The sequence below is a fragment of the Anaeromyxobacter sp. SG66 genome, from assembly GCF_022690805.1.
Taxonomy (GTDB): domain Bacteria; phylum Myxococcota; class Myxococcia; order Myxococcales; family Anaeromyxobacteraceae; genus Anaeromyxobacter; species Anaeromyxobacter soli.
This window is the reverse complement of the sequence record NZ_JALCZC010000013.1, coordinates 24,173-37,117: the sequence shown is the minus strand read 5'-3', so window position 1 is coordinate 37,117 and position 12,945 is coordinate 24,173. Positions and strand designations below refer to the sequence as shown.

At 74.6% G+C, this 12,945-nt stretch carries 10 protein-coding genes; 9 read left to right on the top strand and 1 reads right to left on the bottom strand.

All coding sequences use genetic code 11. The features are described from left to right. Positions 1–166: 166 nt before the first annotated feature. Positions 167–898: a hypothetical protein gene (locus MNZ39_RS06300; protein ID WP_242336180.1), complete on the bottom strand. Its 732-nt coding sequence runs from the start codon at positions 896–898 to the stop codon at positions 167–169. Between the two features lie 151 nt (positions 899–1,049). Between MNZ39_RS06300 and MNZ39_RS06295 the strand changes: the two genes are divergently transcribed. The 9 genes from MNZ39_RS06295 to MNZ39_RS06255 all read left to right on the top strand — a co-directional run bounded on the left by MNZ39_RS06295 (position 1,050) and on the right by MNZ39_RS06255 (position 12,942). Beyond that, positions 1,050–1,631, top strand: a complete 582-nt coding sequence (locus tag MNZ39_RS06295; protein WP_242336177.1) for a phosphatase PAP2 family protein — start codon at positions 1,050–1,052, stop codon at positions 1,629–1,631. A 3-nt stretch (positions 1,632–1,634) separates the two neighbouring features. Further along, positions 1,635–2,324, top strand: coding sequence for a metal ABC transporter ATP-binding protein (locus MNZ39_RS06290; RefSeq protein WP_242336174.1), 690 nt, complete (start codon positions 1,635–1,637; stop codon positions 2,322–2,324). Next, positions 2,324–3,085: a metal ABC transporter permease gene (locus MNZ39_RS06285; protein WP_242336171.1), complete on the top strand. Its 762-nt coding sequence runs from the start codon at positions 2,324–2,326 to the stop codon at positions 3,083–3,085. Before MNZ39_RS06290 ends, MNZ39_RS06285 begins: the two co-directional genes overlap by 1 nt. 168 nt (positions 3,086–3,253) lie before the next feature. Further along, positions 3,254–6,502 carry a fused MFS/spermidine synthase gene (locus MNZ39_RS06280; RefSeq protein WP_242336168.1) on the top strand — a complete coding sequence of 1,083 codons (3,249 nt, stop codon included), beginning with the start codon at positions 3,254–3,256 and terminating at the stop codon, positions 6,500–6,502. Positions 6,503–6,566: 64 nt separating this feature from the next. Continuing rightward, positions 6,567–6,854: a hypothetical protein gene (locus MNZ39_RS06275; RefSeq protein WP_242336165.1), complete on the top strand. Its 288-nt coding sequence runs from the start codon at positions 6,567–6,569 to the stop codon at positions 6,852–6,854. Positions 6,855–7,305: 451 nt separating this feature from the next. Next, positions 7,306–7,635 (top strand): STAS domain-containing protein, encoded by a 330-nt coding sequence (locus MNZ39_RS06270; RefSeq protein ID WP_242336162.1) that lies wholly within the window; start codon positions 7,306–7,308, stop codon positions 7,633–7,635. Positions 7,636–7,640: 5 nt separating this feature from the next. Continuing rightward, positions 7,641–9,464, top strand: a complete 1,824-nt coding sequence (locus MNZ39_RS06265; RefSeq protein WP_242336159.1) for a glycosyltransferase — start codon at positions 7,641–7,643, stop codon at positions 9,462–9,464. Further along, positions 9,461–10,807, top strand: a complete 1,347-nt coding sequence (locus tag MNZ39_RS06260) for a DUF3131 domain-containing protein (RefSeq protein WP_242336155.1) — start codon at positions 9,461–9,463, stop codon at positions 10,805–10,807. Before MNZ39_RS06265 ends, MNZ39_RS06260 begins: the two co-directional genes overlap by 4 nt. Further along, complete coding sequence (locus MNZ39_RS06255) at positions 10,804–12,942, top strand: DUF3131 domain-containing protein (protein WP_242336152.1); 2,139 nt, start codon at positions 10,804–10,806, stop codon at positions 12,940–12,942. The genes MNZ39_RS06260 and MNZ39_RS06255 overlap by 4 nt, the downstream gene beginning before the upstream one ends. The last annotated feature ends 3 nt before the right edge of the window (positions 12,943–12,945 follow it).

Sequence of the window (12,945 nt, the reverse complement as noted above, 5' to 3'; positions counted from 1 at the left end):
ATCAGGCGAAGCTCGCACAGCGCGGCGCGGCGTCGAGGCTCGTGACCGGGGACAAGCGCAGCCCGCAGCCAGATGAGGCTGCGGCGGAGCGAGCCGGGTCCCGTGGCTTCCGAGACCGGTTCAGCTTGACGCGCTGTGGCGCTCTGAGGGCGGCGGTCCCGCCTCGTCAGGTCTGCGGGTGCGGCGCGAGCGGCACCTCATCCGGCGGCCCCGCGGAGCGCTCTCGCCGCGCTTCGCGGAGCGCGCCCCCGGCTCGGCGCGCGAGGTTCGTGAACTGGCGGGTCTGCATGATGAAGTGGGCGGGCTCCCAGAAGACGAAGCCGAGCGCGGTGTCGCGGAGCCGCGGCCGGCCGGCGGAATGGACGGTCACGACGAGCCGCGTCCGCCCGCCGGGCAGCTCGTCGAGCTGGAACGCCCAGAGCGAATCGACGAAGTCCTTCGCGGAGCGTGGCCGCGGATCCGCCGAGTCGTGCTGGCGACCGCCGGAGGTGAGGACGCGCAGCGCGAGGAAGCGCCCGGGATCCACCGCCGCCACGTCGAACCAGTACCTGCCGTCCGGAGTGGCGGGCAGACGGTCTCCGACGGAGAGCGACTGCCACTCCGGATGGATCTGGCTCGCGCTCGGCCGGCCGAAGTGATCGAGACGGTCCCAGCTGTACCACCCCGCTCGGCCGAACCCCATCTGCACGAGCCATGGCCACACGGCGGAGGGCGCGGCGTCCAGGGTGACGGCCATGGTCGAGCCGCGCTTGCCGTCCGGAAGGAGGTCGTCGCCCGGGGATCGCCTCTGGACCTCCTCTCGCGTCGCGCCCCACCGGAGCATGCGCGGGCGAACGAGCAGCGCGTACGCACCCGCGCAGAGACCGACGCCCGCGCCCAGCTTGAGCAGCGTCTTCATGGCATGAGCGTGCGCACCCGGGCCGCGGTTCGGCACTGGGGGCACCGCGAGGGAACGGTCGACGTCTCCGTCCGCCTCCGGGTCGCGTTCCCGCCGCCCCCTGCCTCCCAAGGCGTAGGCAGGAGGCGCGTCTCGTGAAATGAAGGAACGCATGACGTCCGACCACCACACGCGACTCGAGGAGGAGATCTTCCGGGCCCTGAACCTCGACGGCGGGCGCGTGCTCGACGCGCTCGCGGTGGCGCTCTCCAGCCGGTGGTTCGGAGCCGTCGTCGGGGCGGCGATCGTCGTCGCGATCCTCGTCGCCAGCGGGACGAGGCGGCGCGCGCTGCTGGTCGCCTTCGCGACGGCCCTCGCGACGAGCGACTTCCTCGGGGCGCGGGTCCTCCGGCCGCTGTTCGCCAGGATGCGTCCGTGCTTCGCGCTGGGTGAAGCGGTGCGGTGGCTCGCGCCGGCGAGCGACGTCGGGTCGCTGCCGAGCCTCCACGCGGCGAACTTCTTCGCCATGGGCGTCGTCGCGTGGGCGGCGGACCGGCGCGCCGGGGTCGCGGCGCTGGCGATCGCCGCGGCGGTCGCGCTGAGCCGCGTGTACGTGGGGGTGCACTGGCCGACGGACGTGCTCGCCGGCGCAGCGTGGGGCACACTGTGCGCGTTCGCGGGGCTCGCCGTCGCGAGGGCCGCCGTCGGCCGGGCGTCGGCCGCTCGTGATGGGCGGCCCGAGGAGAGGGGCTGAGGCATGGAGAACGCGCTCGAGGTCGAGGGGCTCTCGGTGCGGCTCGGCGGGACCGAGGTGCTGCGCGAGCTCAGCTTCAGCGTCCGCAGCGGCAGCGCCCTCGCCGTGATCGGGCCGAACGGCGCTGGGAAGACGGTCCTCTTCCGGGCGCTCATCGGGGCGCTGCCGCACGGCGGCGTGGTCCGCTGGGCGCCCGGGACGCGCATCGGGTACGTGCCGCAGAAGCTCGACATCGAGCGCGACCTCCCCGTCACCGGGCGCGACTTCCTCCGCGCCAAGGCCCACGTGTCGGGTGCCCCCGGCGCCGACCTCGCGCGGGCCCTCGAGCTCGTGAACCTGCCGCCGAGCGCCGCGGACCTGGCCATCGGGGCGTTCTCCGGTGGCCAGTTCCAGCGCCTGCTCCTCGCGTCCGCGCTCCTGGGCGAGCCCACGGTCCTCCTCTTCGACGAGCCCACGGCGGGCGTGGACGAGCCCGGCGAGGAGCGGCTGTACGAGATGATCCACCGGGTCCAGGAGACCGAGCGGCTCACGCTGCTCCTCATCTCGCACGAGCTGAGCGTGGTCTACCGGTACGCCACGAACGTGCTGTGCCTCTCGCGCGAGGCGCCGTGCTTCGGGGCCCCGGAGGAGATCCTGACGCCCGAGCGGATCGAGCAGGTGTACGGCACGCCGCTCAAGTACCATCACCACTGATGCAGTGGACCGGGCTCACGCTCTCGATCGGGATGGCGGTGGCCGCCGGCCTCGTCGGCTGCTTCGCGCTGATGCGCCGGATGGCGCTCGCGTCGGACGCGATGTCCCACGTCGCGCTGCCCGGCATCGGGCTCGCCCTGGTGTTCCACTTCCATCCGGTGCTGGGCGGGCTCGCGGCCCTGTTCGCCGGCACGCTCCTGGTCTGGGGGCTGGAGCGACAGACCCGCAGCTCGACCGAGACGGTCATCGGCGTGGTCTTCTCGCTCGCGCTCGCGCTCGGGAGCATGCTCGCCACCGGAGACGAGCTGGTTGACGCGCTCCTCGGCGCGCCGGGGACCCTCGGCGGGTGGGAGCTGGCGCTCGGGCTCGCAGGCGCCGCCGCGGTGGTCGCGTTCGTCCTCACGCAGCGGAACCGGCTCGTCATCACGCTGGTCTCGGCCGACATCGCGCGGACCTCCGGGATCCGCGTCGCGCGCCTCGAGCTCCTCTTCCTCCTCGCGTTCGCGCTCACCGTGGCCCTCGGGCTTCGCTACCTCGGCGTCCTGCTCATGGGCTCGCTCGTCATCATCCCCGCCGCGACGGCGAAGCACCTCGCGCGCACCCTCGACCAGATGTTCGCGATCTCGGTCGGCGTCGCGGTCACCTCCACGCTCGCCGGCGAGCTCTTGGCCTCGCGCCTCCACCGGGCGACCGGCCCCGTGATCATCTCGATCGCGGCCGGGATGTTCCTCGTCGCCCTCGTCGTCCGCCGCGGTCGCTGAGGCGGCGCGCTCCGCTCGCGCGGGGAGGGCCGCGCGGGAGCGGCTGGCCGTGCGGGCGGGGTAGGGCGCGCGGGCGCTCGCCCGCCTCTCCGCAGTCGCGGGGAGCCGCCGGGCGGCGGCACGGCGCGGCTTGGGTCGGCCGCGCCGAACGGGTACAGTCCGCGCTCCATGCAACGCCGACGCGATCTCGCAGTCGTCTCCGCGATCTTCCTCGTCTCCGGTGCGGCCGGGCTCGTCTACCAGGTCGTCTGGTCGCGCATGCTGAACGACGTCTTCGGCGTCAGCATCCATGCGATCACGGCCGTCCTCGCCACGTACCTCGGCGGCCTCGCGCTCGGGGGATGGGCGCTCGGCCCGGTCGCGGATCGGAGTCGCGACCCGCTCCGCGTCTACGGGTGGCTCGAGCTCGGGATCGCCGCCACGGCGATCGCCGGCACCGTGGCGATCCGCCTGCTCCACCCCGTGCACACGTGGGCCGCCGCCCAGCTCCCGCCGGGCTCGCCGGCCCTGCTCCTGTTCCGGATCGTGCTCGCGTCCGTGGTGGTGCTCCCGCCCACGCTGCTCATGGGGGCGACCCTGCCCGCGATCACCCGCGCGCTCGTGCAGCGCATCGGGAACCTCGGGCGCGGGCTGAGCCTCCTGTACGGGCTCAACACCGCCGGCGCGGTGCTGGGCAGCGTCGCCGCGGGCTTCGTGCTCATCCGCGCGCTGGGCGTCCACGGGACGCTGTGGATCGCGGTGGCGGTGAACTGCGCCGTGGGCGTCGCGGCGCTCGGCGTCGCCGCCCTTCGTCGCAGGGCGCCGGGCGCCGAGCCCTCCCGCACGTCCGAGCCGCGGTCCGCGCCGGGGGTCTCCGACGCGGCGCCCGGCAGCACCGACCGGCGGCTGCTCGTCGTCATGATGCTCTCGGGCGTCGCCTCGCTGTGCCTCGAGGTGCTCTGGACGCGGATGCTCGCCGTCCTCGTCGGCACCTCGACGTACGCCTTCGTGACGATGCTCTCGACGTTCCTCGTCGGCATCTCGCTCGGCAGCCTCGTCGCGCGGGCGTTCGTCGATCGCCTGCGCCAGCCGCGCCGCACGCTCGGCTGGATCCAGGTCGCCATCGCGGCGTCTACGCTCGCCACGATCCCCCTGACCCGCTGGGTGCTCGAGTACGGGAAGCGCTGGTTCGAGGCCGCCGAGCCGGGCTGGACCACCGCCCTGTGGGGCAGGTTCGCCCTCAGCTTCCTCATCATGATCGTGCCGACGACGCTCATCGGCTCGACGCTGCCCATCGCGGCGGTGATCTGGGCGCGCTCGGTGGACACGCTGGGCCGGCGCCTCGGCCAGCTCTACGGCGCGAACACCCTGGGGAACGTCGCCGGAGCGGCGCTCGGCGGGTTCGTGGTGCTGCCGCTGCTCGGGATGCAGAAGGGCATCGCGCTCGTCGCCACGTTCAACCTCTTCGGCGCGGGCTGGGGGCTCTCCGAGGAGCTGAAGCGGAGCCCCTGGCGAGCGAGGCTGCTCCGGGCGGCGCCCGTCGCGGTGTGCCTGTGCAGCAGCGTCGTCCTCCTGTGGGCGTGGCGGCCCCAGCCGCTGCCCGCCAGCGGCGGCGAGGCCCTGGATCCGGTGCTCTTCTATCAGGAGGGGCCGGTCTCGACGGTGAAGGTGTTCCGGCGCGCGCGGGACGGGCGGCAGCTCGTCATGGCCGTGGACGGGGTCACGATCGGCCAGAGCAGCGCTGGCGTGGACATGAAGCAGCAGGTCCTCGCCCATTTGCCCTTCATGCTCTCGCGGAGGACCCCGGAGCACGTGCTGTCGATCGGGCTCGGGACGGGGATCCTGGTCGGCGAGGTCGCGCGCCATCCGGGCGTCGCGAGCGTCGAGTGCGTCGAGCTCTCCCCCTCGGTCATCGAGGCGGCGCGCGAGTTCGCGCCCTGGAACGGCGGCGCCCTGGAGCACCCCGCCATCCGCGTCGTGAACGACGACGGGGTCAACTACCTCGAGCGCAGCCGCGCCCGCTACGACGCCATCATCTCGGACGGCAAGTCGCGCTCGGGGCACGCGGGGAACGGGCTCTTCTACTCGAGCGACTACTACCGGAGCGCGCTCGACCACCTCGCCGCGGACGGGACGATGATCCAGTGGGTGCCGCTCGACGTCGAGCCGGAGGACCTGCAGATCATCGTCCGCACCTTCACGGGCGTGTTCCCCCACGCGTACATGTGGCTGGGCCATCACTCGAGCTTCCTCGTCGGCTCGAAGCAGGCGCTGACCCTCGACATGGCCCACGTCCAGCGCGTCCTCGACGCGCCGGAGACCGACGACCTCCGCCGCTACGGCTGGCGCCGCGCCACCGACGTGGCGAGCCTGCTCGTCGCGGACACGGCGGCGCTGCGCGCCTGGGTGTCCGGCGGGAGCACCACGAACTCTCGCGAGCGCCCGATCCTCGAGTTCTACCCGCCCGGAGCGCTCGCCGGCGCGGACGCCGAGCGGGTCACCGGGAACCTCGCCGAGATCTCGCAGCTTCGCCGGAGAGGCCTCCGGGACGTCGCGCTGGTCGGTGGGGACGCCGCGGCGCTCGAGGCGAGCTCGCGGGCGGTCGGCGATCTCCTCGACGGGCTCGTCGGCGACGCGCGCGGGACGACCGGCGCGCAGGGGTTGCTCTGGCGGGCGCTCACCGACGCGCCGGACTTCGGCGTGGTCCACCAGATCGTCGGAGAGGCGATCTTCGGGCACGCGCTGGGGCTCGACCTGCGGGGGGACTACGAGAACGCCATCGCCCTCTACCGGGCCGCGCTCCAGGCGTCCCCGCTGCTCGTCGAGGCGAGCGTCGATCTCGGCCGCGTCCTCGCGCTGCGCGGGCGCACGGCGGACGCGACCGCGGCGCTGCGCGAGGCGCTCGCCGAGGACCCCGCCCTCGCACCCGCCCACAGGATGCTCGCCGACATCCTGCAGGCGGAGGGGCTGACGGGCGAGGCGGCGGAGCACTACGAGGACGCGCTTCAGGTGTCGCCCCTGGACGCGACGCTGCGCGATCGCTTCGCGGTCTCGCTGGCGATGCTGGGCCGCACCGGGGACGCCGTGGAGCAGCTCCGCCGCGCCGTGGAGCTCGCCCCGGACCTCGCCGCGCCGAAGCAGCACCTCGCCCTCCTGCTGGCGACCGACGCGAGCCTGCGCGATCCGCCCGAGGCGGTGCGCCTCGCGCGCGCGGCGGTGGAGGAGGCGGGTGACCGCGATCCGGGCTCGCTCGAGACGCTCGCGGTCGCCTACGCGGCGACCGGCGACTTCGACGGCGCGATCGAGCAGGAGCAGAGGGCGGTCGCGATCCTGGAGGCCTCGGGCAATCCGGCGAACGCGAACGCCGCGCGCGCCGCGCTCGAGGGGTACCGCCGGCGGGTCCCGCTGGCCGGCATGACGCGCGGGGCCGCTCCCTAGCGCGCCGCCGTCGCCGCGCGGCGATGACGCCGAGCTGCGTCCCGCAGGCCCGGAAGGACCCACCATGCGCGAACCCGACGAAAAGCGAGATCCGCGAGCGGAGGAGGCCGAGCGGCGAAGGGCCTTCACCGTCCTGGGGCTCCTCCAGGTGGGCGGGCTGGGGCTCCTCGCGGTGATCGCGGTCGGGCTCGTCCCGCGGGTCCTCGCGTCGTCGTTCCCGTCACTCGGCGCGCCGTGGATCACCGCCGCGGCGGCGATCGTGGCAGCGTTCGGGGCGGTCGCGCTCTCCCTCCTCCGGCTGCGGCGCGTCTGGCGGGATTCGGACCGGGACTCCGGCGGCGACTCCCGGTGATCGGCGCCTCTTTCGGCCACGGCTGAGGGCTGGCGGGGCTCCGCCTGCGCGGCGGCTGGCTGCAGGCGCGAGCGAGCGAGGCCTCGAGCACGCGCGACGCGGACCGAGCGCTCTCCGGGAAGTCGGGTGGCCGAACCCCGTGCGAGGTCGCGCCCGACGGGGCGCGCGCGCCGCGGGCGAGCGTCCGCTGCAGGACCTTTTCGCGTCGCGAGCCTCGTCAGCGTTCGCTGACGCCCACCCCTGGCGAAGACCCTGACGACAGGGCCGTTTCGCACGCTGCGCTGAAGGCGCGAGCCGGCGAGCCCACGCTCCCACGTGCGCAGCGCCCGGGCCTCCCGGCGCGCCTTCCCGGCGAGGGTCGGATGAAACGGTCAACCCTTGCGTCGTCCGGGCGACGTTCCAGTTTGCAGAGCGGATGCGGTGCGGCGGGGGGCCGCCCGGATCCTCACGCATGCTCCATCTCCGCTTCGCTCACAGGAACGGATCGCTCGTCGTCACGCCGCTCGCGCCGCGGCTCGACGCCGAGTGCGCGCTGGAGCTGCGCGCGCGGGTCGCCGACCAGGTGCGAGGGCGGCGGCGCGTCGTGGTTTCGCTCGAGCACGTGGCGGCCATGGACGGCTCGGCGATCGCGGCGCTCATCTCGCTCCTCAAGGCGATGGACGCCGGCGCCGAGCTGCGCCTCGTCCACGCCTCGCCGTCCGTCCGCGCGCTGCTCGAGCGGACGCGGCTCGACGAGCTCTTCCCGCAGTTCGACGATCTGGCCGCCGCCGTCGGGGAGTGATCGCCTTGGACGCCTCGTACGTTCCGCGGATCGAGCCCGAGACCGCCGCGCCCGGCGTGCGGGCGCGCGGCGACGCGGTGCGGAACTTCGCCTTCCAGGTGCTGGCGGTCCTCGCCACGGTGCTGGGGGGCTGGTATCTCGCCTGGCGCTGGACCGCGTCGCTCAACCCGGACGCGCTCGGGTTCGCCGTCGTCATCGCGGCGGCGGAGACCCTCGCGTACCTCGGGGCGGTCCTCTTCTTCCTGTCGATCTGGCGCGCCGAGGATCCCCCCGCGCAGCCGGCGCCGCGCACGGTGAACGAGCTCCGCGACGAGCCGCTCCCTCACGACCGGCCCATCAAGGTCGACGTGATGCTCACGACCTACGACGAGCCGGTCGGGCTCGTGCGCCTGTCCGTGCGCGACGCGAAGCAGCTCACCTACCCGTTCCCGCTCACGGTGCGCGTGTACGTGCTCGACGACGGGCGCCGGCCCGAGATGCGCCGGATGGCCGGGGAGGAGGGGGTCGGCTACCTCAGCCGCGCGACGAACGAGGGGTACAAGGCGGGCAACCTCCGCAACGGGCTGGAGCACAGCGACGGCGACCTCGTCGTCATCTGCGACGCGGACACGCGGCCCCTCCCCGCCCTGCTCGAGGAGACGCTCGGGTACTTCCGGGATCCGAGCGTGGCCTGGGTGCAGACGCCGCAGTCCTTCTACGACCTCGACCCGGGCGTGCGCCTCCCGGACTGGCTCGCGCGCCGCGCGCGGCTCGGGCGCGCCGGCCGCGCCGTCGGTCGCGCGATCGAGGCGGCGTTCGGGCCGATCGCCGTCGGCGCGGACCGGCTCGGGTCGGATCCGCGCGCCTTCTACCACGTGGTCCAGCGCTGCCGGAACTGGTGCAACGCGGCCTTCTGCTGCGGCGCGGGCAGCGTGCACCGCCGCGAGGCGGTGATGGAGGGCGCCCTGACGGAGTTCGGCGCCGCGGTCGAGGCGGCCGTTCGCCCGATCACGGAGCGGGTGCCGGACCGCGCCCGCCGCGCGACGCTCGCCACCGCGCTCGCGTCGCAGGCGGCGCGCCGCATCGAGCTCACGCCGTACGAGTTCCACGTCTCCGAGGACATCTACACGAGCATCAGGCTCCACGCGGCGCCGCGACCCTGGCGCTCCGTTTACCACCCGCGGGTCCTCACCCGCATGCTCTCGCCGCAGGACCTGCTCGCCTGGAGCATCCAGCGCTTCAAGTACGCGAGCGGGACGCTCGACATCGCGCTCCACGACAACCCGCTGCGCCTGCGCCGCCTCACCGCCTGGCAGAAGGTGATGTACGGCGCGACGATGTACGCGTACCTCGCGCCGCTGTGGGTCCTCCCGCTCATGCTCGCGCCGCTCGCGTTCTTCTTCGCGGGGGTGACGCCCGTGCGGGCGTACGACGGCGAGTTCGCCGTCCGCATCGTGCCGTTCCTCCTCACGAGCCGGCTCGCCGTGATGGTCGGGACCTGGGGCGTGCCGACCTGGCGCGGCGAGCAGTACCACCTCGCCTCGTTCTGGCTGAACCTCCGCGCGCTCGTCCACGTCGTCGCCCGGCGCCCGCTGCGGTTCCCCGTCACGCCCAAGATCGCGTCGGCGCGGCGCCCGCTCGGGCTCGTCGTGCCGCACCTCGTGCTCCTCGGCGCGATTGCGGCCGGGCTCGTCTACCGGGGCGTGCTCCTCACGCGACCGCTGGCCGCGCCCGGCGAGGCGACCGCGTACGCCGCGAACCTGTTCTGGAGCCTGCACAACGCCGCCTGCCTCGCGCCGTTCGTCATGGCGGCGCTCGTGCCGAGGCGGCAGAAGGAGGTCGTCGCTTGAGCTTCTGGGGTGGACTCCTCACCGCGCGCTCACACCTCGCGTTCCTCGTCGGGCTCGCCGCCGCGATCTTCACGGTGCACTACGCCGGGAAGCTCGCGCGCGCCGAGTCCGGGCCGGCCCCGGGGCTCGCCGCGCTGGCCTCGGACGAGGCGCTCGCGCTCCGCCGGCCCGCGCCGCTCGACGCGGACGAGCGGCGGATGGCGCGCGCGGCCTGGAGCTACTTCGAGCGCAACACCGACGCGGCGACCGGCCTCGCCGGCTCGGTCGAGGGCTACCCGTCCACCACCATGTGGGACACCGGCTCGCAGCTCATGGCGATCCTCGCCGCGGAGGACCTCGGCGTCATCTCGACGGACGCGGCGGCGCTCCGTCTGCGCCGGGCGCTGAAGTCGCTCCGCGCGATCCCGCTGTTCGATCGCAAGCTGCCCAACAAGGCGTACGACACGCGCACGCTCGAGATGGTGGGGTACGACAACCGGCCGGCGCCGAACGGGATCGGCTGGTCTGCTCTCGACGTGGCCCGCGTCCTCGTCCCGCTGTGGATCGTGACCTGGCGCCACCCCGAGCTGACGCCGCTCGTGCGCCGCGCGGTCTCGCGCTGGCGGCTCGGGGCGCTCAGCGACGGGGGTGCCCTGGTCGGCGCGCAGCGGCGGACGGACGGCGCCGTCGAGAGGTACCAGGAAGGCCGCTTCGGCTACGAGCAGTACGCCGCCAAGGCGCTCCTGCCCTGGGGCGTTCCGGTCGCACGCGCGATCGACTACCGCGCCCACCTCGCGTTCTCGGAGGTCCTCGGGCAACGGATCCCGCACGACGATCGCCACCCGCGCCGGTACGGCGGCACGCACGCCGCCGTCATCTCCGAGCCCTGGATCCTCGACGCCCTCGAGCACGGGTTCGACGCGACGACGCTTCCCATCGCGCGGGCGCTCGTGCGCGTCCAGGAGCGGCGCTTCGCGACGACGGGGAAGCTCACCGCGATCTCCGAGGACGCGCTCGACCGCGCGCCGTGGTTCGCCTACTCGGCGGTGCTGAACGGGGACGAGCGCTGGACCGCCTTCGCGCCCGACGGCACCCCCGTCCCGCAGGACCTCGGGTTCTCCACCAAGGCGGCCGTGGGCTGGGGCGTGCTGTTCGACGGCGAGTACCCGGATCGCCTCGCCGCGGCGGCGCGGGCGCTCGTGGACGCGCGCGGGCTCTACGCCGGGCGCTACGACCAGGACGGCGCGGTGAACCGGGCGCTGTCGCTCAACACCAACGCGCTCGTGCTGGAGGCGCTCGCGTACCGCGCGCGCGGTCCGTGGCTCCGGCCCGAGGAGCCCGAGGCCCCGGAGGCCCGCCGGTGAGCGACCGCGTCCTCGCCGCCGTCCTCGCCGCCGCGCTCGCGATCGCGCCACGCGGCGCCGTCCGCGCGGAAGCGCCCGCGCCGCCCGCGGCGGCGGCCGAGCCGGGCGCGGGGACGCAGCGGCCCAACGCCGTCGCGCCGGAGGCCCTCGCCGCGGAGCCGGCGTCGGAGATCCCTCCGCCGTCCGAGCCGGCGGCGCCACCTCCCGCGGAGCCGGCACGCCCCGTCGATCCCGAGCTCGAGGCGGCGCAGATCGCCTGGCGGTACTTCGAGCGGAACTACCACCCGGCGACCGGGCTCGTGAACTCGGTCGAGGGCTACCCGAACACGACGATGTGGGATCTCGGCTCGACGGTGCTCGCGACGCTCGCCGCGCGCGACCTCGGCCTCGTCGACCGTTCCACCTTCGACGCGCGCATCGACACGCTCCTCTGGACCCTGGCCATGCAGCCGCTCTTCCAGGGTGAGCTGCCGAACAAGACGTACGACGCCGCGACGGGCCGGATGGCGGACTACGCGAACAAGCCGACCGCGACCGGCATCGGCTTCTCCGCGATCGACCTCGCCCGCCTGGCCTCGGCCCTGACGATTCTCGCCGAGCGCGCCCCGGAGCACCGCGCAGGGGTGGCGCGCGTCCTCGCGCGCTGGCGCTACTGCCGGCTCCTCGGCGACGGCGAGCTGCACGGCGCGATCGTCGACGGGGGCGGCAAGGTGCAGGTCGTCCAGGAAGGGCGGCTCGGGTACGAGCAGTACGCCGCGGAGAGCTTCGCCCGGCTCGGCTTCGCGGTGTCCCGCGCGCGCGACTACGACCGCTTCGCAGCGGACACCCCGATCCTGGGCGTCCCGGTCCGCCACGACACGCGCGACCGGCGGCGGTTCGGGGCCGTGAACGCCCTCGTGACCGATCCGTGGGTGCTCGGCGCGTTCGAGCTCGGGCGCGGGGGCGAGCGGGGCGAGCTCCTGCGGCGGATCTTCGAGGTGCAGCGGCGGCGCTGGGAGCAGACCGGCGTGCCGACGGCCGCGAGCGAGGACCACGTCGACGAGGCGCCGTGGTTCGTGTACGGCGCGATCTGGGCGGACGGCGGCCCCTGGCAGGCGCTCACGCCCGACGGCGGGGACGCCGGGCGGTTCCGCGCGCTCTCCACCAAGGCGGCGTTCGCGCTGGCGGCGCTCTTCCCGGAGGACCCGTACTCCCGCGTGCTCCGCCAGGCCGTCGCGCAGGCGCGCGACCCCGCCCGCGGCTGGTACGCGGGGATCTACGAGCGCGGCGGGATGAACAGGTCGCTCAACGCGAACACGAACGGCGTCGTCCTCGAGGCGATCCTGTTCGCGCGCGCCGGCCCGCTGCACGGTCCGTGGCCTGCCGGGCCGAGGGGGCCGCAGGCCCGCGCGGCCCGGCGCGGCGGGGTCATGGTCCCGGCCGCGTTCCCGGGCGTCGCGGGGGCCTGCTACCCGGGGACGCCCGAGGCCGCTCGCGCCGAGGCGCTGCCCATCTCGCCCGTGACGCAGGGCTCGACTGCGCCGCACCGGGCCCGGCTGTACGCGCACCCGCTCACGCTCTCCCTGTTCACCGACTATCGCGGCGTCGATCGCGCCGGCGCCGGGGCGGTCGCGACGCTCTGGCCCTGGCGCGCCTCGTTCCTGCGCTTCGGCGCCGAGGGCACGCCGTTCTCGCCCGGCGGCAACGCGCGGATGCTGTGGGGGATCGGCTGGGACGACTGGCGGGGCCGGACGTTCTTCCTGCACCTCGACAACTGGGGGCCGGTCCGGCCCGGGGACGGGCTCGCCATGCACGGGGCCGAGCTCAACCTCGGCTACCGCGGCCCGAACCTCTGCGGCGGCGCGTTCTGCCTCTCGCCGCTCCTGGGCGGAACGGTCCCCTTCGGCGGCGGTCCCTACGTGAGCGCGCGCGCGACGCTCACGGTGGCGGGGAAGTGGTTCGCCATGGGCGGCATCGGGTGGACGGTGCCGCGCGTGTTCGAGGGGCCCACGGGCACCCCGCGCTGGCGCGTCGTGTACGGGTTCGGCCGGTGGGACTGGAGGCCGGGCACCTTCTACGTCACCTACTACGACTGGGGACCGACGAGCTGGTCCCACAACGGCGTGCTCGCGGTGGGCGTGAACCTCGCGTTCTAGCGC